Raw genomic sequence first — 24,341 nt, 5'->3', positions numbered from 1 at the left:
TTCGCCTTCGCGCGTTCCGGGGCAGGCGATCGTTACGCCTGCCCTATCTTGAATTCATCGGTAGTCGTCGCGGCGCGTGTCGCGAATGCTTCATCCGACGGATGCCCGGCTTCGCGCCGCACGATTTCCGTCATATCCGCTGCAACGCAGGCTTGCGGCGTCGTATCCCGAATCTCTCGAAGAGTCGCAAGACCGGAAGCCGCAGCACGGCCTCCGCGCCTGACTTGCGGCTATTTGTTGGCGGAACTCATCATGAAATCGACGTTAACCATCGGTCGTCGCATGGACGGCGCGACGGCGCGCATCTCGGCGTCCGCGTTGCTGCTGTTCGCCGCTGCGCGTGCCGACGGGCAGACTTTGCAGCCGCCCGGTAACGCAGGCCAGTTGCTGCAGCAGAATCAGTCTCTGTTGTCCCCCGGCGTCGATGGCGTGCGCCGGCAGGAAGGTGCGGACGATGTGGTCGTCGACGATCGCGCCGGCGCTGCCGGAAGCGGCACGGCGACGCTGCACGTCACGCGCTTCGAGTTGAACGAGCAACTGGGCGAACCGCTCGACAGCGACGTCGCGCGGCTGTTCGCGAGCGCGGCGGGCCGCGATCTGACGTTCGAGCAGATCACGATGGTGCGCATGCAGCTCAACGCGCTGCTGCGTCGGCAACTCGGCTTGCTGGTGTTTGCGGTCCTGCCGGAGCAGGATGCGCGCAACGGCGTCGTGCGCTTCACGATCGTGCGCGGACATGTCGAGAGCATCGAACTGAACAATCGCTCGCGTGTGTCGGACGCGACGCTCGAGCGAGTCGTGCCGGGTGCAGGAAGGAGCGGAGCTGCGTTGCTCCCGATCACGCGACCCGATCTGCGCGACGTGCAGCACGCGGCGCAGATCGCGCGCACATTGCCCGGTGTCGCGTCCGTGACGCCGATGCTCACGCAAGGCGAGACCGAGGGCGGCACGCGCGTGGTGCTCGATGTCGCGCCCGAGCCGGCCATCGAAGCGACGGCGGTCGCCGACAATGGCGGATCGCCGAGTACCGGACGCTACCGGGTCGGCGCGCAAGTGACCGCGAACAGCCCGTTGGGCATCGGCGATCGCGCGCGCGTGCTGGCCTACAACGCGCCGTCCGCGATTCAGGATCGGGACGGCGCGCATGGCAAGACGTGGATCGGCCTCGCTTCGTACGATATCCCGCTGGGCGGCGCGGGAACGCGCGGCGGCGTTCAGTACTCGCGCGTCCAGTACGCGCTGGGCGGGCCGTTGCAGGATCTGGGCGACGGCTATGCGGACGTCATCGGCGCATACGTCAGGCATCCGCTGGTATCGGCGCCCAAGGACGATCTGAGCGTCGGTGTCGCATACAACCGGAAGCTGCTGAAGGACTCGTTCTTTTCCTACGCGTTTCGCCGGCGCTCGAACGTAGCGAGCGTCTCGCTGAACGGTTCGCATTTCGGCGACTGGAAAGGGCGGGCAAATGGACTGCAATATGCGTTCACGGTCGATGCCGGCGACGTGAAACAGCTCGATGTCGGATTGGGTGACCCGTCCACGCAGGGACGCTTCGTGAAGTGGGGCGGCTCCGCCGATTTCACGCAGATGCTGTGGCCGGGCGCCAACATTCGCGCACGCATGAGCGCGCAGTTCGCGAGCACGCACCTCGATCCGTCGGAACAGATGTCGCTGGGCGGACCGAATGCGGTGCGCGCCTATGGATACGACGCGCCGAGCGTCGATCAGGGGGCGATTGCGTCGGTCGATCTGACGCAGGAGATCGTCGCGGTGCCCGGCCTGTCGGCGCGCGTGTTCGCGGACGTCGGCCGCGGTCAGATCAACAAGTCGCGCTCGCTCGCCGGCGCGGACAACACGTGGAACGCGCGCGGCTACGGCGTGGGGCTGTCGTATCAGTACAAGGCCCGGGCGCGCGTCGACGTGTCTCATGCGTTCAGGGTCGGCGCACCGGCCGGCCAGCGGCCGGACGCCGGACAGACTTGGGTTACGGCGACGCTCAATTTCTGAGCGTCGCACGCCCGGGCCGCCGGGCCGTGGCCCGGCGATCGCCGGCGCGTGCGCACAGGCACCGAGCGATGCTCAGCCCAGCGGCCAGTTCAGGAACACGATGCCGTCGTTGTAGTCGTCATCGGTGCCGTCTTCCGAGCCGACGATCCCGAAGTACGACTTCTTGAAGATGTCGACCTGGCGCGAACCGAGCCGCGACGGCTTGCCGTTCACCGTCACGATCACGCGCACGCGTCCCTTGCCGGAGTCGAGCACCTTCGTGCCGAGATTCTGGTCCTGCACGCCGGCGCCCTTGAACGTGGCGGCCGGTTGCGGGTTGTCGTCGATGTAGACGTCGATCGTCTGGTCGTTCGCCGCATTGGTGAGCGCGGTTACGCCGAACTTGGTGTTCGGCGGGAGGTTGAACGTGCCGTCGCGTTCGCCGCCGCCGCCGATGTTGCCGGCGCTGCCGCTTCCGCTGTTGCCGTTACCGGTGTCGGCACCCTGATTCCCGACGTCTTGCGACGGCGATGGTGCGGACGCTTCGCCGATCGCAGAAAGGCTCGCAAACGAATCGATATGCATCGTGCTGCCGCGCACGCTTTTCCACTGGCCTTTCACGAACGTGACGCCGCTGTCGACGTCGATCGCGACGACAAGCGTGAACGGCATGCGGCCGCTGGTCTCCGGCGCCTTGGTCGAATGCGTGAAGCAGCCGTCCGCGACGACGCCCTTGTCGGTCGCGATTGCGAAATAGATGCCGGGATAGTTGTTGCCGGTAGCATACGGCGTCGGCACGTTGAGCGTGACGAGGAGCTTGCCATCGCGAATGTTCTCTTTAGCGATGTCGAGATGCAGGCCCGGAATGTCGACGTAAGTCTCTGAGGTCAATACCGGTGCGCTGGTGATTGAAGCCGAAAGGATGGGCACGGATGTCTCCTGAAGGCCAAACGGTTTGATGAGGTGGTTGCGCGGTCATGCGCGAAACCGCCGGTCGGCCCGGCATGCGGCGTCCCGGCGGTCATGGGCCGGCCGATCAGCCGATCGGCCACTGGAGCACGACGATCCCGTCGTTGTAATCGCTGTCGTGTCCGTCTTCCGACACGACGATTCCGAAGTTGACCGTGAACGGCGAACCGTCCGACTTCTTGCCGGTGATCGGCGCGAGGCGCGCGTCGGTCGGCGACGGCTTGCCGTTCACCGACACTTCGAAACGGATCTTGCCGTTGCCGGAATTCAGCTTGGCTTCGCGCGGGCCGTCGCGCGTCGTCAGCTTGTGATACGCGGCGGGTTCCTGACTATCGCCGATGAACAATTTGATGTGCTGTTGTTCGGCGGCATTCGCGAAGAAAATCGCGCGGAAATCGGTATTCGGCGGAATCGAAAACTCGCCGGCGCGATTGGATGATGTTTGAGAGTCGGCCATGCTGTTCTCCTGTGGCTTGTTAGATAAGGCCAAGGGGCCTTGCCGCGCAAACGTTTGCTGTTTGAAGCGCGACATACCAAGCATGACGAAAAATAAATAAAAAAATATTCAGTCGAGAACGGTTATTGTTTAGCAAATCGAAAAGCGGCGCTATTTGATTTAATGGAGCGTAATTAATGACGTCGATTTCGATATGTTCAATGAATTATATCAATGGGTGTATCGATTTCTTGAACGATGCGCGAGCGCGCAAGGCGGGGAAGATCGGGCTTCGGAGCAGGCGCTCGGCGTTCGCATATGGCAGCGTTTCGTTTCAACATCGGCATCTCTGTCGTGGCCGCGCCCACCGGCCACCGTCGAACGCCCACACCGAAGCCCGATTGCAGGGAGGGGTGCGGCGACCGGCGAAGAGGATGGACCGACTCACTCCGAAAATGAATAGGACCTCACCGGCGCCGCACCCGTGAAGCATATCGACGCGGGAAGCCGCCGCCTATCGGACAGGGCTGATTTTGCGCAAACGCACGTGTCGGGGGATGGAGTGGAATAAATGCGCGCCCGGTTGACAGCCGTGGTCACCCTGTGATTTGATCCCGGTCATGCACGCCGCCCAATTCATCTTCTCGCTACGACTACTAGCCCGCTTGTCCGGGCTGGGTCTGCGGCTGCGCGCTTTCCGTCTGCTTCTTTCCTGAAGCGCCAGATTTTCCCCGCATCACCGACCTGGCCCCGGTTGTCGACCGGCGCCTGAGTTCGTCTTTCTTCCGTCATTGCTCCGCTCCGGTCGCTCAACCGCCAAGGCCGTCGTTTGCCGTACCGCTTTGCCGTTGTGCCGCTTTTTTGCCGTTTCGACTCCTGCGTATGGACCCGGCTCATCACGACGATGGTTGCCGCGCCGCGCTTCACCGACAAACAGACCGAGGACCGACATCATGATGCTGAAGAACCCCGCGATCAAATACCGATCGTTTACGCCCGTCAACCTGCCCGACCGCACGTGGCCGTCGCGCACGATCACGCAGGCGCCGATCTGGATGAGCACCGACCTGCGCGACGGCAACCAGGCGCTGTTCGAGCCGATGGACGCCACGCGCAAGATGCGGATGTTCAAGACGCTGGTGGCGATCGGCTTCAAGGAGATCGAGGTCGCGTTCCCGTCCGCGTCCGAAACCGACTTCAATTTCGTTCGCGAACTGATCGAGGGTGGCCACATTCCCGACGACGTGACGATCGAGGTGCTCACGCAGGCGCGCGACGACCTGATCGAGCGCACCTTCGCATCGCTGCGCGGTGCGAAGCGCGCGATCGTGCACTTGTACAACGCGACCGCGCCGGAATTCCGCAAGATCGTGTTCAATCTCGATCGCGACGGCGTGAAGCAACTGGCGGTGAACGCGGCGCGCACGATCAAGCGGTGCGCCGATGCGGCGACCGACACGCAATTCACGCTGCAGTACAGCCCGGAAACGTTTACCGCGACTGAGCTCGACTTCGCGAAGGAAGTCTGCGACGCGGTGTTCGACGTGTGGCAGCCGACGCCCGAGCGCAAGTCGATCGTGAACCTGCCGGCCACGGTGGAAATCGGCACGCCGAATTACTATGCGGACCAGATCGAGTGGATGCACCGCAACCTCGCGCGCCGCGATTCGCTGATCTTGTCCGTGCATCCGCACAACGACCGCGGCACCGCGGTCGCGGCGGCCGAGCTCGCGGTGATGGCCGGCGCGGACCGTATCGAGGGCTGCCTGTTCGGCAACGGCGAACGCACGGGTAACGTCGATCTCGTCACGCTTGCGCTGAACCTGTACACGCAGGGCGTCGATCCGGGCCTCGATTTCTCGCAGATCAACGAAGTCGCGCGCACGTCCGAGGAGTGCACGCAGTTGCCGATCCACCCGCGTCATCCGTATGTCGGCGACCTTGTGTTCACCGCGTTCTCCGGCTCGCACCAGGACGCGATCAAGAAGGGCTTTGCGGTCCAGCGCGCGGACACCGTATGGGAAGTTCCGTACCTGCCGATCGATCCGAACGACCTCGGCCGCACGTACGATTCGATCATTCGCGTGAACAGCCAGTCGGGCAAGGGCGGTATCGCGTACCTGCTCGAACAGGGCTACGGCGTCGCGCTGCCGCGCCGCATGCAGGTCGACTTCAGCGCGGCCGTGCAGCGCCTGACCGACGACAGCGGACACGAGGTGACGAGCGCGCAGATCTGGGCGCTGTTCCAGCAGGAGTACGTCGAAAGCGACACGCCGCTGCGCTATGTTAGCCACGAGCTGACCGAGCGCGACGGCCGCGAGACGATCGTGCTGACCGCCGACGTGCACGGCGAGCGCCGCGTGCTGCGCGGTGAAGGCAACGGTCCGCTCGACGCGCTGATGCACGCGCTGCACACGCCGCTGCGGATCCAGCATTACGAGGAGCGCGCACTGTCGCAGGGTGCCGATGCGAAGGCGATCGCAATCGCCGAGCTGGCCGGCACGGGCGTGCGCGGCAGCGCGTTCGGCGCCGGCGTCGATGCGAACCTGACGACCGCGTCGATTCGCGCGGTGATCAGCGGCGTGAACCGCGCGTATGCCCGTGCGGATGAGGTTGCGCAGGCAACCTTCTTTGCCGGACAGCCGGCGGTGCAGGCCGTCGCATAAGCGGGTCGAAACCCGGGCGGCAGGGCCGACCCGGGTTTCTTTTTCAGGTCACGGCGCACGTGCGCGCCGTCAGGGCAGCAGCCCGAGCATCGCGGCCTTGGTGGCCGCATGCGTCTTGTTCATCGCGTCGAGCTTCACGACGGCGTTCTGCAGATGGAACTTCACGGTTCGCTCCGTGATCCCGAAGATCATCCCGATTTCGTAGGCCGTCTTGCCGTCGGCCGTCCACGCCAGCACCTCGCGCTCGCGCAGCGTCAGCCCGGTGCCGACCGGCGCGATCGGATCGGCGAGGCGCGGCATCAGGTACGCGTGCGCCGCATGCGAGAGGCTCGCACACGGTGCGCGCAGCCGCGAGATCTCGTCCGCATCGAGCGGTGTCGTGTCGCGCACGAGCGTCAGCACGCCGAGGTTGCCGGCCCGATCGTAGCCGCCGTGCGACCAGCCGTAACGCATCCCGAAGCACGCCGCGTCGTGCCAGAACGCGGTGTCGCCCGGTTCGTCGAACGCATTCCATACGACCGGCCGCGGCTGGTTCGCGACCCGCTTGATGATCGGATCGATGGCGACGTAGCCGAATTTCACATAACGGTGTTCCCATTCGCGTGGATGATTGCCGACGATCTGCATGTCGGGCCGGGCGAGCGGCAGCGTGCGGCGCAAGCCGTACACGCAATACCGGAATCCGAGCGCGGCCGCGGCGGCGGCAATCGGCGGGAAACCGTCGCACGGCGGCGCCGCGCGCCAGCCGGAATTCGACGCGTTCGTCACCGGCTTCCTCGACATGGCGATGACGAACCTGCGCGCGCTGTTTAAGCCGCAGTAACCGTGCATCGCCCGCCGGCGCCATGCCGCTACGCGGCGGCGCCGGCACACGCGCGAGCCTTGCCCGGCGCCTGGCTTTTTTTCCTGGTCGGTGGTGCGCACGCATCGTCGTGCATCTGTGCGAACGCATCGTGTAGCGCGGCCTTCATGAAGTCGACCCACGCGCGCGTTTTCGCATCGAGATGCTGACGTGACGCGTACACCAGGAACACGCCGATTTCTTCCGCCTGGTAGTCGGGCAGCACGCGCACCAGCGCGCCCGAGCGCAAGTCTGCCGCGGCGACGAAGTCCGGCAGCAAGCCGATCCCCGCGCCTTCGCGCACCGCGATCGCAAGCGACGCGGCGACGTCGGCCGTCATCGACGGATTGACGTCCACCGTTTGTGCTTGCCCGCCGTTCCACAGTGTCCAGATGCGCTCGTGATACGCGGGCGCGACCAGCTGTACGCAGCGATGGTGAACGAGCGCGCCGGGCGAATCGGGCGCGCCGTGCGCATCGAGATACGCGGGCGATGCGCATAGCACGCTGCGGATGCGGCCGACATCGATTGCGACCTGTTCGGAACTCGGCAGGCTCGGCATCGCGATCACCGCGACGTCGTAGCTGTCGCGCACCAGTTTCGGCAAGTGCGGCGCGAGCGTCAGGTCGACGCTGACGTCCGGGTAGCGCGCCTGGAATTGCTCGATCAGCGGAATCACGAAATGGTTCGCGATGCTGGCGCTGCAATGCTCGCGCAGCCGGCCGTGCGGATGCACGCGCGCGTCGCGCGCCTCCCGCTCGCTCGCATCGACGGCCAGCGTGATGTCGCGGGCGCGCGCCAGATAGCGCTCGCCCGCTTCGGTCAGGCACATCGAACGCGTCGTGCGGTTCAGCAGCCGGATGCCGAGACGATGCTCGAGCGACGCGACGAGCCGGCTGACGTGTGCGGTCGTGATGCCGAGCCGTTTGCCGGTCTCGGTGAAGGTGCCCGCGTCCGCGAGCGTGACGAACGCCTGCATGCTTTGAATCAGATCCATCGGGATAACGAAACCTCCGGCTGGCCAGATGGCAATGCCGCTACTGTAGCGACGGCCGCGGCACGCCGCGCGCGCGCATCAGCGATCGATCGTCGCAAAACGGACAATCGGCGGACGGGTCAGCGCCGTCGGAAGTATTCGCTCGGCGCGACGCCGAGCGCCTTGCGCTCGCGCAGCTCGATCTCGACCACACGGTGATCCGAGCGACGCGCGACGGCAGCGTCGGCCAGCGCGAGGTGCGGGCGGGCCAGTACGTCGAGGTCGGGCTGCCGCTGCTCGCGGTGGTGCCGCTGAGCGACGTGTACGTGGTCGCGAACTTCAAGGAAACGCAGTTGGGCGCGATGCACGACGGCCAGCCCGTCGAGATCGACGTCGAAACCTATTCGGGTCACACGCTGCACGGCCGCGTGACCGGCCTGGCGCCGGGCTCCGGCGCGCAATTCGCGCTGCTGCCGCCCGACAACGCGACCGGCAACTTCACGAAGATCGTGCAGCGCATCCCGGTGAAGATCCGCGTCGATGCGCCGCCGGCCGGCGTCGTGCTGCGGCCCGGTATGTCCGTGATCGCGCGCGTGGACACGCGCGGCACGCAGGGGGCCGGCTCGTGAGCGCGACAACCGTGCAGGTTGCGCACGAAGACACCGTTTCGCTTCGCGCGTGGGTCGCCGTGCTCGGCGGCGTGTTCGGCTGCTTCATGGCCGGCATGAACGTGCACGTGACCAATGCGTCGCTGCCCGACATCCGCGGCTCGCTCGGCGCGAGCTTCGAGGAAGGCTCGTGGATCACCACCGCGTACCTGGTTGCCGAGATCGTCGTGATTCCGCTCACTGGCTGGCTCGTGCAGGTGTTTTCCGCGCGACGCGTGCTGTTGGTTGGCGCCACCGGCTTTCTCGCGTTTTCGCTCGCGTGCTCGGTCGCGCCGAGCATCTCGACGATGATCATCGCGCGGGCGTTGCAGGGGGCGTTCGGCGGCGTGCTGATTCCGCTGTCGTTCCAGCTGATCGTCACGGAATTGCCGCCGTCGAAACATCCGCTCGGGATGGCGCTATTCGCGATCGCGAACAACTTCGCGCAGGCAGCGGGCCCGTCGGTCGGCGGCTGGCTGACCGACATGTATTCGTGGCGCTGGATCTTCTATCTGCAGATTCCGCCGGCGATTGCGCTGGTCGCGGCAATCGGCTGGGCGATCCGTCCCGTGCCGGTGCAGCTCGGGATGCTCAGGCGCGCCGACTGGTTCGGGATCGCGACGATGGCGGTGGGCCTGAGCGCGCTGCAGATCGTGCTGGAGGAGGGCGGGCGCAAGGACTGGTTCGCGTCGGACCTGATCGTCGAGCTGTCGATCGTCGCGGCGCTCGGGCTGGCCGCGTTCGTCGCGATCGAGCTGCGGCGCAAGGAGCCGTTCATCAACCTGCGGCTGCTCGGCCAATACAACTTCGGGATCGCGAGCCTGATGCAGTTCCTGTTCGGCGCGGTGGTGTTCGGCGTGGTGTTTCTCGTGCCGAACTATTTTGCCGAGCTGCACGGCTACAGCGCGCGCGACATCGGTCTCGCGATGATTCCGTACGGGCTCGTGCAGTTCGCGATGTCGTTCCTGACGCCGCCCTTGATGCGCCGCACGAGCCCGCGCACGACGATCGTGCTCGGCTTCGTGCTGGTCGCGGCCGGCTGCCTGATGAACATTCACCTCGACGCCGATGCGGCGTCGAATGTGATCATCCCGTCGCTGATCGTGCGTGGGATCGGGCAGTCGTTCGTCGTGATCGCGCTGGCCGTGATGGCCGTCGACGGGATCGAGAAGGCGCAGCTTGGCTCCGCGTCGGGCGTGTTCAACATGGTCCGCAACGTCGGCGGCGCGATCGGCATCGCGGTGATGAGCCAGATCGTCGTCGAGCGGCAGAAGCTGCATGCGATGCGCATCGGCGAGGCGGTCACGCCGTTTTCCGAAGCGTTCCAGGAACGCATGGCGATGCTCGCGCGGTTGCTTGCCCGCGTACATGCGCCGCGCGCGGACGTGCTGCCCGGCGGATCGATTTCTGGCGTGCACGAGCTGGCGCTCGGGCTCGTCAACCAGCGCGTGATGCGCGAGGCGCTGCTCATGGCGTACAGCGATACGTTCCTGATCGCAGGCATCGTGATGATCGGGTGTACGGCAGCTGCGTTCATACTCAAGGGCAAGAAGCAGGCATGACGCAGCAGATGGGACATGTCGAAGGCGGCCGTTCGCGCCTCCACAGGGCCGGCCCGTACGGCTAGCTTCGCGTAGCTCGCCCCGCTTTCAATTGGCGACACGCGGCGTCTGAGAAGCGATGCGGATCGAACGTCAAGCCTGGCGCTACACATTGTCGCGCGGCGATGCCGATCTCGTTGGGTGTCGTGGGTAGTTGTTCTCGGCCGATGTCACGGGGGTATCGCGTGTTTTCCGCGCACTCAATCGACGAGCGTAGTGCGGAGCGCATAGCGGCGTGGCGGGCACGCCGAGGGCACGTGAGGCACCGCAGTAAGACGGCAACATCGCGCAACGCATGTAACGAACGCGTCTGATGCGACCCGTGGCCACGGTATTTCGCGCCACGGGCCATCTAGCACGCGCTTACTCCTACTCGATCAGGAACCGCTCACGCCTTTTACCCCTAATCCAACCCGGTTCGCGTCCGCGACCGCTCCACGTTGCGCCTGTCTTTGGATCACGATATTTGGGTGGCACGCTGCTTTGAGCTGCACGTGTGCCAGGTGCCGCCCGGCGACGCCCGAAGACTTGCTCAGGCGTTATCCCATATTCGGCCACGCGGGCGCGCACTTCCTGAAGGACGGCTTCAAGCTCCGCTTGTCGTGCTTGCTCCGCTTGCTGCATCAGTTGTTCTGCTTGGGCTTTCAGCTCGAGATACGTTGCCATCGAAGTTCCTCCTGTCGGATGTACTGCGACTATAGACGGGACTGTCCCACTCAAACACGTGAAGCGCGAGCAATACGATGTGGCTACATATATTTAAATTTCAATCACCGACATGAATTTACCGGTATCGGCCGGTGCTGGATGAAAAATTTGCAACGTCATCGTAAAATAACCAGAAACTGTTTCAATTTCAGAAATATCGAGCGAAATTTTGGTAATGCGTTTTTAAGAATGATGTGTGATACGTGCGAATGACATTTTGTCACGAAGATCGAGCGCCTCTATCCTCCCGAGTTTGGTAGTTGACGATCCGCAATACACGAACCAACAATGCCGTGGCAAGCCCCTGACAAATGGGTGTGTGGTGCAAGTGGACCGTCTCGAGCGAAATGGTACGTGATGAGCGAATGCCGGTACGACTTGAGAATGTTCGCATTCAGGTTGAGGCAAATCCATGGAGCAACGTGAGAATACGTGTCAATCCGATGAGAAGGTGGCATGCACGCTGCCGACTGACGAGTGCGCGGAGTTGCGCGAGCGGCTGCGGCTTGCGGAACTGGAAATCGGTCGGTTGCAAAACTGCCTGGGGCTCAAGACCCAGGAGCTTGACAGGCTGAGTCGGGTCATCGTCAATTTCTCGATTGTTCATTGTGATGTTGAGACAAGGTTGCAACGTGAGCTCGACGCGGCGCGCACCGGCGTGTGCAGTAGCGCAGTGTCGAATTCCAACGCCTTCGTCAATGTTGATTCGTCGGATAGTCTCATCACTGTAAAGCTGCCTTATATAACCAGCATCCTGTCCGTGTTGTTCGATAGCATGTTCGAATTCTGGGCTGACTGCGATCCTCAGCGCTTACCCAAATCCTCTGCTGTCGCGCATGCGATCGATGCGCGCCTGGGGCTGGCCGCTCAAACTAACGGCGAAGCGTCTCGCAGCGGTCAGGCATATGCGTCGGCAATTCGCCCCGATTGGGTCAAAGACGCAGATCGCCGACATCGTCGTCACGGGCAGCGACACTGAGCCGGCCACGGACTGGCGTTGCAGATGCAAAATTGCCGCACGATTTAAGGCCGGCACCGAGCACCACGCTCAACGGGTCACTTTGAGAACGGTTGTATGCCCAACGATCATGGGATGGGGGTGTGACCGGCCGAGCTCGCAAACAAGGCGGCAGAGCACGGGCTGAGCCAGGTCACATTGCGTAGCAATGCGCTGGCATCGCAGCCCAACCGCTCGAACGTCGAAGCGCGGAGATTGATGGCGCAGACGAGATAGTTCGCCACATTCGCACGTTCGGCAATTGGCAGAGTTTCGAGTTCAAGCCCGGCGCGGCGGTAAAGGCGCGCTATCGCGTGAGAAAGCGCACCGATAACGCGCGTTGCACCTAATGAAGCCGCGATCGCAAGGACTGGTGGGAAGAACTGCATCCCGTTCGAGCGGCCCTTTGATCGAACGAGCGGGGTGCTGGCGGCAAACCGAGATAGCTCCCATACGGTGTGCGAGATGGGTAATGCGCAATTCGGTGCATGTGCGTGCAGCGTCTGGAGCAAATACGGTTTGGTCGTTGGCATCAGCCTCGCACAGCCGCAGACTTGTTCCATCGGATCCAGTAACACAACGTGGATCGTATCTCCTCGGTCGAAGTGGTCCCATTCGGTGGCGCTGAGGGCATCGGCATTGGGCAACTGCCAACCGAGGCGCTTAACGAAGACTTCATATCGGAACTTGCCAAGACCAAGGCGTAATGGATCGGGTATATCGACAAGCCTGCCTGCAAAGATCGATTGCACGATTTTTCCCTCGCACTCAAGAAACCGTATCACGCTAGCAAGCAGGCAGTTTGAACGGAACTAGTGATATAGGGAGGGTGTAGGTCGGGAAAGGCGCGTGCGGATGCGCACACGAGAGTGCGAACGTTAGTGCCGCTGTGATGTGTGTGCGCGAGAGGCATCGGGTATGCCGGCAGCGTAAGGCATGTGCGAGATGCCGCGTGAGATGATGCGGCGCGCTGGGCTGACGAACTGCCGATCAGACCAGAATCAATCCGCGGGCGGCCGCATACACGGCCGCGGCGGTTCGGCTATTGATGCGCAGGCTCCTCTTTGCCTCGTCGATGTGGTAGTCAACCGTATGGGGCGATATCCCGAGAATGCCAGCGATCTCCCATGATGATTTGCCGCGCGCGACCCACGCAAGACATTCTTTTTGGCGCGGGGATAGCTTGGGCAAGGGACTGACACAGCGCGGGCGGGCCAATCGATTCAGCTCTTGGTGAAACAGTGCGCTAATGAGGCTTGCGAGCCGCAAGTTGACCTCGGTCTTGATCTCCGGTGAGGGGCTTGCGAGATTGACGAGCAAGATGTTGCCATCGGGCTCGTGAATCGGGATGCTTACCCCATTAGCCAATCCGGCTTCGCGCGCTTCGTCGAGCACGCGCTGCTCGATGTGGTTTAACCCCGCTATATCGGTCCAGCGATAGGGTGTGGCGTGCACGAGCGCCATGCGATGAACGGGATCGACCGGACCATAGTCGTGCTTCGCATAATGAAAAACCCAATTATCGGGATAGCGCGCGCAAAGCGTATCGACGGCCATCGCTGCGCGCGAGCGAGCACGTGCGCGCGAGAGCCGGCTGACGGCAAAACGAGGAAACCCTAACGAAGCGGCCACGTCACCGAAGAGCTTCACGAGTGACGAGAGATCCACGGTATCGAGAAAGGATGTAGCCAGTGGTGCCCATCGCGCAATCGCGTGTGAAGGTTGCAGCGCCGCGACGGGCGTGTTGCCCACGCTGCAGGGAAAGATCTGATCCACCGATGTTCCTCGCAGAAAATCGTCGCGCATCGCATTCGCGTGATGACCATGCGCGCAAAATTCAGACTCAAACAACACAATGCTTGGCAATGGCGCTTGTTTTAATCGTGACGAATATATGCGTGTTGCCCGCCATTATTCTAGACGCTTGTGGGCCAATCGTGGGTATCAATATTTAGCGTCGCGATACATCAACGAGCAACCAGCCAGCATACACAGTAGGGCGATTCGCTATATCCGGGCCTCAGGTTGCGCGCTTGCCCATGGCTGCGTTCGAACGGCGCGCCTAATGAATGAGTAGCGTTGCCGCGGAAAAACCGCCTACACCCTGCGCGTAGAGTATGAGCGGGGTGCCTGGCGCGAGCGCATGGCAGTCGGCAAGGTTGATAAAGGGATCGCTCACCGTCACGTGTGCGATGCGCGAGAAGTTGCGAATAAAAAGACGGACAGGTGGCAGGCCCAGCGACTGAACGAGCCGCTGCCACGACGGCAGGTCGAGATGCGGTGGCAAGATGTGACACGCATCGGCTAGCGCGATCTGGGCGCTGTTCGCGAGATGCGTAATGAGCTTTCTGGCGGCAAGCTGGTATTGGGCGACGAAATTCGGATCGGCCTGGTCAAGCATGCCGCGCCAACCTTGTCCGGTGGCATGCGTGGCTATCGCAACAAGGCGGTTGATATGGGCGTGGCGCTCAATCGCTGCAGCAAACGCCCCGTCGCCCAGAAGCGCGGAGGTACCCATGCGGCGCTCTGCCTCAATGGGCATCGTGTCTGCTCCGACGAGCAGCACGCGATTGAGCGAGCGGTGCGCGGCGAATAGCGCGCGCACAATGCGCAGCGCGCCGAGCGAGGACGCGCAGTGCTGTTGGGCAAACGAGAACGACTGCGCTCGGCTCAACCCGAATCGCTCGCATAGCGCGCGCGGCAGCGACTGCGGCGGCGGCGCGATGCTGCCTTGCAGCGTATGGGTGTACACGAGATAGTCGATCGAGTCTGGTGCTATTGGTGCGGTGCGCAACAACGACTCGACGGCATTGATCGCAAGGCTTAGCGCACTTTGCTCATATGCCACGTGAAAATCGCGTACGCCAGATCGTTCGAGCTTTGCGATGATCGTGTCTGGCTGGCGCGTACGGCGGCCCCATGCCCGGACCGTGTCGACACGCTCGGGCAGATAGTATGCGACGTACGGAATACCGATTGACACGTCCGTCATCGATTGCTCCGACCGGGGTCGCGCGAGATGGTGGTCGCATCGCGCGCCTCGAGCAGTGCGCAGCCCACGTAGCCGCACACGCTCATCCCCCATATCAGGACAGGACCGCGTGTAGGCAGTGTGTTGGCCTCCAGCCTCTCGGTCAGTTGGATGATTGGTTCTACTGCACCGAGGTGCGCATCATGACAGCGCGCATGGGCGCGCATGGGACTGTTGCCGCGCGTGAGTGGTGATATTCGCTTCGGCGGGCGGGCCATTCGGGGTTTGCGCACGCATGAAATCGCTCGACTGGGCATCGGCCTGGTGCCGCAGGGACGTTGGATTTTTCCCAAGCTCACAGTGCGGGAGAACCTAGCAATGGGTACCGCGGCCGCTGGTGACGGCGAGATTCTGGACGAGGTATTCGAGTATTTCCCAGTATTGAAATCAAGACTTGCTCAGCATGGAGGGACATTGTCAGGAGGCGAACAGCAGGTCCTGGCCATCGCGCGAGCGTTGTGCGGCCGCCCGAAGTTGTTGCTGTTGGACGAACCCTCAGACGGCGTGCAACCAAATCTTGTTGAGCTGATCGGTGACGTCATTCCGACGCTTTGTCATCGATCGAAGCTCGCTGTGCTTCTGGTCGAGCAGAACCTCAATCTGGTATTGCGCTGCGCGCAACGATGCATCGTTCTGAAAAACGGTCGACTTGTGCATGCAGGCGCAGTTGAACCCCGACACGGTGCTAGCAGCGCCCACCCGCTGGCTCACTTTCTGTCACCTGCTGCGGAACGAACCATGGGTTCGCCGGCAGCGCCTATCGAATGAAATGATCATGAATCGACGCGATTTTTCACGTATGACGATGCTCGGTGTGGTTGGCGCATTGGCCGCCTCCACTTATCCGACGCGCGCGCGTACGGTGGCGCCCATCAAGATCGGTTTGCTCGCGCCGTTGAGCGGGCCGCTCACCCGTGTGGGTGAAACAAATCGACATTGTGCGGCGCTTGCTATCGAAGAAATCAATGCAGCGGGCGGACTACTGGGGCGACCGCTGCAACTGGCTGTCGAGGACACGCAGATGTCGACGACCGTGACGCTCGAGAAAGCGCGGCAACTCTTTATGCGCGATGAGGCGGCAATGATTACGGGCATGGTGCTGCCAGCCGAACGCGAAGCAGCGCTGCAGGCGGCCAGAGGCGCGGCTCGTCTTGTCGTCTACCCGAACTTCGACGAGGGGCGCTGTGATCCGCAGTTGTTGAGCACGGGGCTCAGTGTCGCGCAACGGGTCGAGCCGCTCATTGGTTGGCTGATGCGTGCCGGCGGCAAGAGCGTGAGCGCGGTGGTGTCGGACGTCGGCAGCAACCGTAAGGTACTGATTCCCTCGCTGGAGGCGGCCGTCACGCGTCACGGCGGTCGGTTTCTCAGTGTGTACTGGTTGCCGTTCGGCACGCGTGACTATGGGGCAGTGCTTCAGCGGATTGCTGGGGAGCAGCCGCAGCTTGTTTGGCACAGCGTCGGCGACGATCCGGTGACGTTCGTCAAGCAGTATCGGTCATTTGCGATGAAGCCGCAGTTGGTGACGGATATTGCGCACGAGTCGCTGTCGATTGCTACTGCCGGTGCGTCGACGGGCATCGTCGGTGTCTCGTCCTACTTTATGAGTCTCGATAGTTTCGAAAACCGAACCTTCCTTGCACGTTATACCGCGCGCGTAGCCGATACTCATGTTCCCCGATTGGGCTCTTATGCGGTGATGCTTCCGCACGGCGAATGCACGTACGCAGGCGTCCGGCTCTTCGCGCAGGCCGTGCGCGCAGCCGGCAGTCTCGATGTGGCGCGCATCAAGTCCGTCTTGCCGAGCATTTCGCTGGATTTGCCGCGAGGCAAGGCGGGTGTGAGCCAAGGCGGCGACCACGTTACTTGTGAGGCACGTATTGCTCAGGCGCGCGCCGACAACAGCTTTGTAGTTTTGGATTCGATCGGGTCGATCCAAGCAGTGTGTCAGAGGTAGGGCAGTCTCGGGGCGCTTCTATCAACTTAATTTTATCAATTAGGAATACATATGAGTGACATTGCATCGATGAGCGCGGAAGAGCTGATTACTGAGTATCGGCGTCATGCGCTTTCTCCGCTTGAGAGCATGAAAGCGGTCCTGGACCGCGTTGAGCGCTTCAATCCCCTTGTGAACTGTATGTGCGCCCTTGACGAGGAGGCGGCGCTGGAGGCGGCGCGCGAATCGGAGCGGCGCTGGATGCGGCGTGAGCCATGCGGGCTGCTCGATGGCGTGCCTGTATCGGTCAAGGATTTGATCGATGTAGCCGGATTTCCGACGCGATACGGATCGTTGACGACGTCGGACACGCCCCAGCGCGAGGACGGGCCCGCCGTGGCGCGTCTGCGGCGGGCCGGTGCGCTGCTTTTTGGCAAGACAACCACTTCGGAATACGGCAACAAGATCGTGACTGATTGTCCGCTGACCGGCATCACGCGCAATCCTTGGGACCGGCGTTTAACGCCAGGTGGGAGTAGCGGTGGTTCATCAGTGGCAATCGCGCTCGGTATGGGGCCGCTCGCGCTGGCGACCGATGGTGGTGGGTCGATTCGTGTGCCCGCCTGCTGGACTGGGGTGGTGGGATTTAAACCAACGTTCGACCGTGTTCCGACGGGCGTGGCCGGTTCGTGGACACGCCTGTCTACGTTCGGGCCGATGGCGCGCAATGTGCGCGATGCAGCGTTGATGCTGAGTGTGGTAGCCGGTCAACATGGATCTGGGCCATCGGGCTATGTCGCCCCGCAGGATTATCGAGTGGGTCTGGAAGAGGGCGTCGCGGGGCTGCGTATTGCATATTGCCCATCCATCCCGGGTGTCATCGTGGACCCTGTGATTGCCGCGAGTGTGGCGCACGCCGCAGAGGTGATCGAAACATTGGGCGCACAGGTCGAGCAAGTCGACGTAAAGCCGCTCGGCGACTATCTGGGTAGTCGCATGCACGCGATCCAATGGTCGGTGTTTTTTGCGCAGCGCGCCTGCGCATTGACGGAGCCACAACGCATGCAGCTCGATGCGGACGTACAAGCGCTTGTGCGGGCCGGTTTGCGCGTCACCGCGCTCGAGCTTGCCGACGCATTGCGTGCGCGCCACGCGCTCGGCGTCGAGATGGCGGCGTTTTTTGAGCGCTATGACTTGCTTGTGACGCCAGTGTTCCACTGTGGGCCGCTGCCCGTTCCAGGTCTGCCTGAGACGCTGCTTACGGCACCTCAGCAGACGTCGTGGTGCAACCAAACTGGGTTGCCCGCCATCAGTGTTCCTTGTGGATTGCCCGCAGGGCTGCCGACCGGCGTTCAGATTGTTGGCCCCTTGCACGGAGATGCTCTTGTGCTGCGCGCGGCACGGGCTTATGAGTCTGCACGCGGGGCGTTTCCCATACCGGCCGCAGCACCAGCCGAGAATGCGATGGTCGCTGAGGTATGACCGTGAACATACAGATTGAGAAGATTGTTGTTCACGTGATCGAACGGCGCGCGGAGCTTGGTATTGCGGTCCATCCGGCACATCGCCAAGCGATTGCAGCCGCGGTTCTGACATCGAAAAACTGGCGTACGGATACTTCGCTCGAGCCTCTGTACGAAGTTGGTGCGGAGCTCGGGACGCTATTGAGCGAGCGTGCGAGAGATGTTCTGGACGCACCGCGCGCGCAGATTCAGGCGTATGGCAAGGCCGCGCTCGTGGGCACTGCCGTGCCGCTTGAATGTGCGGCGGCGATTCTGCATCCGCGAATGGGCAAGGCAATACGTGCGTGTCTGCCCGGCACCATATCGCTTATCCCGTCTGTTACCAAGCGCGGTGCGGCCGGCGCATGCATGGATATTCCTGTGCATGGTGCTCTGGATATGTGGAGCTTTGACCACTTTGATACGGCGTCGCTCGTTGTGCCGGATTCACCTGCACCGCATGAGATCGTGGTAGCCGTCGCGCTGTCCGAGCGAGGGCGGCCGCTTGCGCGCGTCACACCGGCGTAGCGCACACACACGTGTTTCGGCAAAGAAAACAAACGACAGCGAGGAGAACCAATGCAGAAAGCGTTTCGTGGTTTAGGCCGGGTGTGTGCGATGGTAATGGGGATATGGGGTTTCGCAACGATCGCACACGCTCAATCTTCAGTGTCGCTTTACGGGTTGGTCGATGCTTTTGTTGGCGACACGCACATGCCCGGCAGCGCCGGAAGTGCCTGGCAGGTCAGTTCAGGTGGGATGACGACTTCATATTGGGGCCTGTCCGGGTCGGAGGATCTCGGACGTGGGATGAAGGCGGTATTCACGTTGGAGAGCTTTTTTAGGGTCAATAGCGGTCAGATCGGATCGTTCAATGGCCAGTCATTCTTTGGCCGCAACGCCTTTGTTGGATTGAGCGGGCGTTTCGGCGAGGTAACGATAGGTCGCAATACGGCGCCATTGTTCGTATCGACGCTGCTGTTCAACCCGTTTGGCAATTCGTTCGCGTTCTCGCCGATAGTGGCGCATAGCTACGCGCCGACGTCCCGCCGTTGGTTCCGCACTGCGCTGGTCGACGCTCGCCTTGGGATACGACTATCCACTGTCGAAACGCACGGATGTCTATGCAGCGTGGCGCTACGACTGCATCACAGGCGCATCGTCGGGTAATAGCTTGGGGGCTGGAATGCGGATGCGATTTTGATCCACCTACGATGCTACGGGGCGAGAGCAGAATCATTCATCAATCATTCCGGGGCGACGAGCCTCGACCTGCGGTGCCAGGCGGCGTCACTACGTAGTTGCATTTCAGTGCGACGTGCGCGCTCGTATGAGGTATGAACTGGCCGTCGGCGACGCGCATAGGCCCATTCTTCGGTCGTTAAATGCAATCGTGATAAAACATACGACTTATCACGGTTAAAACGCCGCGGAAGGTCGGAAAATTTCTGTTCCATTGCTGTTCCCCGCGAGTTTTCGGCGTGCCGGCGCCGATGGCGCAGCGCCGGCATGAGTTATAGAGCCGACGCTGATGCGTCGTGGGCTCACCGCTAACTGTCTCGTGACCGCGACTATAAGTGGGCGGACTGGGATGGGTGCCCCGCATTGGCCCCGCGGTTTGTTTGTTGATCTTCGGATGCGGTAGGGTGCGACTTTGACTTTAGGAGCGAAACCGTCAATGAACAGATAGGAACTCGTCGACGCGGCTGCTGCTGGCACGGGTGCCGGTAAAAGCGAAGAGAGCAATACTGTCCAGGCGGTGCTGGATGTCATTACGGACGCAGTGAGTCGCGGCGAAACGGTACAGCTGATTGATTTCGGCGCGGTCTCGCAAGGGCAGCGTGCCATACGTACCGGTCGCAATCCGACGACAGGCGCCGAGAATCCCATTGCAGCGGCAAATGCCGTGAGTTCACTGCCGGCAAGGTGTTCAAGGATGCGGTGAGCAGCCCATGACGCTACCCGAAGGCGGAGGCAGTCTATGGCGGGCTGCATCGTGAAATTGCCGAAGTCACTGTACCGGCGCGTCCACGGCATGCACAGTGGCCACTCTGATGGCGACCACCACTTGGTAGATGGTATGGCGTATTGTGGAGTTCGCGCAGGCGGCGGGGAAAGGGCGGCATGTGGCGAGGCCATAATCGGCGGTCTGAGTGCTGACCTGTCAGAGCGCTTGCCCCAAGGCTTCTGTTGGCAGAAATCTAGAGCAATGCGCGCATTTTATATAATTCGACCCTTATTTAATTGTGCAGGCACTGTCTGCACAATCCACGCCCGCCCGGATTGTCCCGACAGCGTCTGCAAAATCAACCAAGGCGGCGGAGAAGGCGCCGCCGGGCGTGGCGTTTGAGCTAAATTCTATCGCTCAGGCTTTTCCGTTGCCCTGGTCCGCCTACGTTCGCCTCCTCGCGGTGAAAGCGCAAGCTGCTCGCGACTTTTACGAGGCTGAAGCGTTGCGTGGGGGCTGGTCAGCGCGACAGCTTGACCGTCAGATCAGCAGTCAGCTCTATGAGCGGCTGGTGCTATCACGCAACAAGGCGTCCTTGCTCGGGAAGGCGGCTGTAGCGCAACCCGGCGATCTTCTATCGCCTGAGGAAGCGATCCGCGATCCGTTTGTCCTCGAATTTCTTGACATGAAGGACGAATATTCGGAGTCGGATCTCGAGGCGGCCTTGATCCAGCATTTGGCGGATTTCCTCCTCGAGCTCGGCGATGACTTTGCGTTCATAGGTCGGCAGCGGCGTCTACGGATCGATGACGCCTGGTTTCGAGTCGATCTCGTGTTTTTTCACCGGCGCTTGCGATGCCTGCTCATTATCGATTTGAAGGTTGGGCGCTTCAGCTATGCGGACGCGGGGCAGATGCATCTCTACCTCAACTACGCGCGTGAACATTGGATGAAGCCCGGTGAAAACCCCCCGGTTGGCTTGATTCTGTGTGCTGAAAAAGGCGCGGCCGAGGCGCATTATGCACTCGACAACTTGCCGAACAAGATACTCGCGGCGGAGTATCAGACGGTCCTCCCGGATGAGGCCACGTTCGCGCGAGAATTGGAACGTACCAGGATCGAACTGGAGCGCCGGGGCCGCAAGGCGTGACTTCCCGTCCGAGGTTCCGAAGTGCTTAAACGCGCGCGGATCGGCGAATACGATGAAGCGGTCGCGCGGTAAAATTTGATGTTACTGGCAGGGCAATCAAGCTATGCGAAAACACTCTACCGTGCGCCGACGACCACTGACGAAGGCGCAACTACTACCTCTTCCGGTTGACCAAGTCCGTCGTCTTTCTCTCAAGCACCATCTCGCACTTGCGCTGCTTTGCGACGGCAGTGGTGATGTTGAGTCGATCGCCACGCTGTCCAATATGCTCGCGCTCGCGTTCTATTTGCGTTCCGACGGCGAAGCGGAACTGTATCGCTCCGCGGATTCCGCACTCAACCAATGCATTGCGCGGGCAGAGCGGGGTGGTAAGTGGACTTTGACAGACGCGGAACGAACTGCACTCGAAGCGTTGCTTCTTGTTCATGATAAGCAACTTGCTGCGGTAGCGGTCCATCGCTATCTTGAAGCGTTGGAGCAGGTGCAGCATGTTGGCACGCCTTCCTTTAACCCGCCGATCGAATCGGACTGATGCTGAACATTTTCTGCCTGTCGTGGCGAATACGCCGTCGGTTGATGTGCACGGATAAATCTGCGAGGCTGCCAATGCGTGATCCGTGTGTGGACCTGGTAGTCGACAGTTTCTACGTAGAAACTCTAGGAAGCGAGTCACGACGTGTGTAGTTATATCGTCAAAGGGCACCGCTATGCTCTTTGTCGAAGTGGTTCTATTCCGTGGCGGGATCTAGTGGAATGAAGGGGCATCAGGATGACGGTACCCCTGACCCAAGAACAAAGGACTCCCCGATGAGCACTTCATCCAGTCTCGATCCCAATCTCCGCGATGCCCAATGTGTCGGGGAAGCGACGGACCTCGTGAGCTTTCTACAACACGTCGACAAGTGGCTTGCCAGCGTCCCTGGGATGGATCTCGATTTCCCGTTGTTTCGCGGTCAGGAAGTCGAGTCGTGGCGGCTCCTGCCCTCCATTGGACGTGCACCGTACCAGATGCGGCTTCGGCCGGGCACCGAGCAACGCATGCTCGACGAGTTCAGGCAGCGTGCCGTACCTCACGTCGAATAGACCGTGGAGCTGACGAATGCCGACTGACTCGCGATCGCGCAACACCACGCGATGCCAACCCGCTTGCTGGATTGGTCGGGGAGTGCATTGTCGGCACTCTGGTTCGCTGTGAGAAAGCCGGCCGCCGAGAAACCGTGCAAGAACCGCTCGTGTGAAAGCGAGGAGGGCTGCGGCGTGTGGCCGGGCGCGGGCTGGATGCTGCCCGTGACGCATGGCGATCTGATCTCCTCCGAGGAGAGCAAAGATCCGCGGGCTGGGGGGGCAGGATTTCCGTGTTCAAAGCGGGTGGAACAATTACACGGAAGGTCGAACGAACCGATCTGCATAAAGGATAGCGAACTGGTTCATGGCCGTCTTCCAGTCATGCGCGGCGCTTCCCCAATTCGCGGTGATGTTGCGTAAGGCCAGCCAGATGAGCTTGGTGGCGGCCTCGTCGGTCGGGAAGTGACCACGGGTCTTGATGATCTTGCGCTACTGCGAGTTGATATTTTCAATCGCGTTCGTAACCGGCATGATATAGCCGGTGCCTCGCGTTCCCGCGCCGAGCGGTTTGAGCGTATGGTGTGACCATCCGGGACAGGGGCACTGGGGAGCACTTCGGGTGGGCAGGCCGTTGTTACACGATGAGCCGCGAGCTCGTGTTTGTAGTTGGCCGCCCCTGCGACCCGCCCGGTTGCGCTGTGAGCGCGAATCCGTAGTTGTCGTGCTGTCCCACCGGCTCCCAGCAGTGATCTGATACGGGAGACGGTTATGCGAATCGTGGGGTTTGATGTCTCGCGCTCAGTGGCCGAGATCGCGTACCTGGAGGATGGCACGCTGCATGCAGGCGGCCGCACCGGGTTGCGACGCGACGAACTGGAGCGTTTTGCCGAGAAGCTGCGCGCCACCGATCATGTCGTGCTCGAAGCAACCGGCAACACTGCCGCCATCGTCAACGTGCTTCGTCAACACGTCGCGCGCGTGGCAATTGCCAATCCGCTGCAAGTTCGGCTGATCGCGGAGGCTCGCGTCAAGACGGACAAGATCAGCTGTATGCAAGCGGCTTTCTGCCGGAAGTATGGATGCCGGACGAGCACACGCTGGCGTTGCGTCGACAGATCTCGCGTCGTTCACAGCTGGTGCGGCAGCGCACGCGGTTGAAGAACGAGATTCATGCGGTTCTGGTCGCGCATCTGATCGAGCGATGCCCCGCCACCGATCTGTTTGGCAAGAAGAGGCGTGCCTGGCTCGACGTTCAACCGCTTCCGTTGGACGAGCGACTCGGTGTTGAGCAGCGTCTGCGCGAACTGGACCGCCTCGGCGAGGATCTGCGCGAGGTCGAGCAAGCACTCGCGCAAGCGACCATCGACGACGCGCGATTGCGCGTGATGCTGACGATCACCGGCGTCAACACCACGGTGGCGATCGGGCTGCTATCTGCCATTGGCGACATCGAGCGGTTTCCGAATCCGGAGAAGCTGGTGAGCTACTTCGGACTCAATCCGTCGGTCTATCAGTCCGGCCCGACACCGGCCAGGCACGGCCACATCACCAAGCGCGGGCGCTCTTACGCACGGGCGATGCTGGTCGAGGCTGCCTGGGGCGCCACGCAGGCGCCTGGGCCGCTGCGCGCCTTCTTCCTGCGCGTGCGCGATCGCCGCGGCCAGCAAATTGCCGTCGTCGCGACCGCTCGGAAACTCGCAGTGATCGTATGGTATGTGCTGACACGCGACGAGCCGTTCGCGTGGGACCGTCCCGCGTTGACCTGCCCCCAGTAAACAGGGCCAACCGGAACCTAGTAAAGTTCGTTTTCGGAGAAGACGAACATGAAGAAGCGCTTTACGGAAGAGCAAATCATCGGCTTTCTGAAGGAAGCCGAAGCCGGCCT

19 protein-coding genes and 6 pseudogenes are annotated in these 24,341 nt (G+C 62.0%); 16 read left to right on the top strand and 9 right to left on the bottom strand.

Annotated features, from left to right (window positions below; genetic code table 11):
• Positions 1-252: 252 nt before the first annotated feature.
• Entirely contained in the window at positions 253-2,007 is a 1,755-nt protein-coding gene (locus WS95_RS30320) for a ShlB/FhaC/HecB family hemolysin secretion/activation protein (RefSeq protein WP_156444615.1), read from the top strand.
• Between the two features lie 72 nt (positions 2,008-2,079).
• Here WS95_RS30320 and WS95_RS30315 read toward each other — a convergent pair whose 3' ends face one another.
• Both WS95_RS30315 and WS95_RS30310 read right to left on the bottom strand, forming a co-directional pair.
• The gene (locus WS95_RS30315) at positions 2,080-2,916 is read right to left on the bottom strand and encodes a fucose-binding lectin II (RefSeq protein ID WP_059827725.1); all 837 of its coding nucleotides are present in this window, start codon (positions 2,914-2,916) and stop codon (positions 2,080-2,082) included.
• A gap of 106 nt (positions 2,917-3,022) precedes the next feature.
• Positions 3,023-3,412: a fucose-binding lectin II gene (locus WS95_RS30310; RefSeq protein WP_059827722.1), complete on the bottom strand. Its 390-nt coding sequence runs from the start codon at positions 3,410-3,412 to the stop codon at positions 3,023-3,025.
• Between the two features lie 935 nt (positions 3,413-4,347).
• Here WS95_RS30310 and leuA point away from each other — a divergent pair.
• Complete coding sequence (gene leuA, locus WS95_RS30305; protein WP_179950243.1) at positions 4,348-6,057, top strand: 2-isopropylmalate synthase; 1,710 nt, start codon at positions 4,348-4,350, stop codon at positions 6,055-6,057.
• A gap of 69 nt (positions 6,058-6,126) precedes the next feature.
• On the opposite strand, the gene WS95_RS30300 is transcribed toward leuA, so the two are convergent.
• On the bottom strand, positions 6,127-6,840 hold the full coding sequence (locus tag WS95_RS30300) for an autoinducer binding domain-containing protein (RefSeq protein WP_257139970.1): 714 nt from the start codon (positions 6,838-6,840) through the stop codon (positions 6,127-6,129).
• Positions 6,841-6,908: 68 nt separating this feature from the next.
• Positions 6,909-7,895 carry a LysR family transcriptional regulator gene (locus tag WS95_RS30295; protein ID WP_059827718.1) on the bottom strand — a complete coding sequence of 329 codons (987 nt, stop codon included), beginning with the start codon at positions 7,893-7,895 and terminating at the stop codon, positions 6,909-6,911.
• Between the two features lie 194 nt (positions 7,896-8,089).
• On the opposite strand from WS95_RS30295, the gene WS95_RS30290 reads away from it, so the two are divergent.
• Positions 8,090-8,503: an efflux RND transporter periplasmic adaptor subunit gene (locus tag WS95_RS30290; RefSeq protein WP_373557173.1), complete on the top strand. Its 414-nt coding sequence runs from the start codon at positions 8,090-8,092 to the stop codon at positions 8,501-8,503.
• A complete protein-coding gene (locus WS95_RS30285) occupies positions 8,500-10,083 on the top strand; it encodes a DHA2 family efflux MFS transporter permease subunit (protein ID WP_059827716.1) in 1,584 nt (527 codons plus the stop codon). Before WS95_RS30290 ends, WS95_RS30285 begins: the two co-directional genes overlap by 4 nt.
• Before the next feature lie 408 nt (positions 10,084-10,491).
• Here WS95_RS30285 and WS95_RS34420 read toward each other — a convergent pair whose 3' ends face one another.
• Positions 10,492-10,788 carry an H-NS histone family protein gene (locus WS95_RS34420; protein WP_082742129.1) on the bottom strand — a complete coding sequence of 99 codons (297 nt, stop codon included), beginning with the start codon at positions 10,786-10,788 and terminating at the stop codon, positions 10,492-10,494.
• A 454-nt stretch (positions 10,789-11,242) separates the two neighbouring features.
• Here WS95_RS34420 and WS95_RS30280 point away from each other — a divergent pair, with 454 nt between their 5' ends.
• The gene (locus WS95_RS30280) at positions 11,243-11,809 is read left to right on the top strand and encodes a hypothetical protein (RefSeq protein WP_059827714.1); all 567 of its coding nucleotides are present in this window, start codon (positions 11,243-11,245) and stop codon (positions 11,807-11,809) included.
• Positions 11,810-11,916: 107 nt separating this feature from the next.
• On the opposite strand, the gene WS95_RS34415 is transcribed toward WS95_RS30280, so the two are convergent.
• The 3 genes from WS95_RS34415 to WS95_RS30270 all read right to left on the bottom strand — a co-directional run bounded on the left by WS95_RS34415 (position 11,917) and on the right by WS95_RS30270 (position 14,819).
• Positions 11,917-12,579 (bottom strand): acyl-homoserine-lactone synthase, encoded by a 663-nt coding sequence (locus WS95_RS34415; protein WP_082747041.1) that lies wholly within the window; start codon positions 12,577-12,579, stop codon positions 11,917-11,919.
• A 238-nt stretch (positions 12,580-12,817) separates the two neighbouring features.
• Positions 12,818-13,633 carry a LuxR family transcriptional regulator gene (locus WS95_RS30275; protein ID WP_082747034.1) on the bottom strand — a complete coding sequence of 272 codons (816 nt, stop codon included), beginning with the start codon at positions 13,631-13,633 and terminating at the stop codon, positions 12,818-12,820.
• A 256-nt stretch (positions 13,634-13,889) separates the two neighbouring features.
• Positions 13,890-14,819, bottom strand: a complete 930-nt coding sequence (locus WS95_RS30270; protein WP_059827710.1) for a 3-oxoacyl-ACP synthase — start codon at positions 14,817-14,819, stop codon at positions 13,890-13,892.
• Positions 14,820-15,017: 198 nt separating this feature from the next.
• On the opposite strand from WS95_RS30270, the pseudogene WS95_RS34410 reads away from it, so the two are divergent.
• The 10 genes and pseudogenes from WS95_RS34410 to WS95_RS36160 all read left to right on the top strand — a co-directional run.
• Positions 15,018-15,626: pseudogene (locus WS95_RS34410) on the top strand (ABC transporter ATP-binding protein); the annotation flags it as partial.
• Between the two features lie 7 nt (positions 15,627-15,633).
• On the top strand, positions 15,634-16,812 hold the full coding sequence (locus tag WS95_RS30260; RefSeq protein ID WP_059827885.1) for an ABC transporter substrate-binding protein: 1,179 nt from the start codon (positions 15,634-15,636) through the stop codon (positions 16,810-16,812).
• Between the two features lie 51 nt (positions 16,813-16,863).
• On the top strand, positions 16,864-18,273 hold the full coding sequence (locus WS95_RS30255; RefSeq protein WP_059827706.1) for an amidase family protein: 1,410 nt from the start codon (positions 16,864-16,866) through the stop codon (positions 18,271-18,273).
• 2 nt (positions 18,274-18,275) lie between these two features.
• Positions 18,276-18,821, top strand: a complete 546-nt coding sequence (locus tag WS95_RS34405; protein ID WP_082747040.1) for an amino acid synthesis family protein — start codon at positions 18,276-18,278, stop codon at positions 18,819-18,821.
• Positions 18,822-18,872: 51 nt separating this feature from the next.
• Positions 18,873-19,497: pseudogene (locus WS95_RS34400) on the top strand (porin).
• 546 nt (positions 19,498-20,043) lie between these two features.
• Positions 20,044-20,238: pseudogene (locus tag WS95_RS34395) on the top strand (HU family DNA-binding protein); the annotation flags it as partial.
• Positions 20,239-20,397: 159 nt separating this feature from the next.
• Positions 20,398-21,391 (top strand): annotated as a pseudogene (locus tag WS95_RS30250) (PDDEXK nuclease domain-containing protein); the annotation flags it as partial.
• A gap of 103 nt (positions 21,392-21,494) precedes the next feature.
• Entirely contained in the window at positions 21,495-21,923 is a 429-nt protein-coding gene (locus WS95_RS34390; RefSeq protein ID WP_082747032.1) for a hypothetical protein, read from the top strand.
• A gap of 275 nt (positions 21,924-22,198) precedes the next feature.
• On the top strand, positions 22,199-22,474 hold the full coding sequence (locus tag WS95_RS36165) for a hypothetical protein (RefSeq protein ID WP_373557171.1): 276 nt from the start codon (positions 22,199-22,201) through the stop codon (positions 22,472-22,474).
• Between the two features lie 33 nt (positions 22,475-22,507).
• Positions 22,508-22,876 (top strand): FRG domain-containing protein, encoded by a 369-nt coding sequence (locus WS95_RS36160; protein ID WP_373557174.1) that lies wholly within the window; start codon positions 22,508-22,510, stop codon positions 22,874-22,876.
• On the opposite strand, the pseudogene WS95_RS34385 reads toward WS95_RS36160, so the two are convergent.
• Positions 22,769-22,990: pseudogene (locus WS95_RS34385) on the bottom strand (transposase); the annotation flags it as partial. The gene WS95_RS36160 and the pseudogene WS95_RS34385 sit on opposite strands and share 108 nt — an antisense overlap.
• 234 nt (positions 22,991-23,224) lie before the next feature.
• On the opposite strand from WS95_RS34385, the pseudogene WS95_RS36205 reads away from it, so the two are divergent.
• A pseudogene (locus WS95_RS36205) lies at positions 23,225-24,219 on the top strand (IS110 family transposase); the annotation flags it as partial.
• Positions 24,220-24,341: the final 122 nt, after the last annotated feature.

The sequence above is a fragment of the Burkholderia sp. MSMB1826 genome (genome assembly GCF_001526325.1).
Classification (GTDB): Bacteria; Pseudomonadota; Gammaproteobacteria; order Burkholderiales; family Burkholderiaceae; genus Burkholderia.
This window is presented reverse-complemented; position numbering and strand designations above follow the sequence as displayed.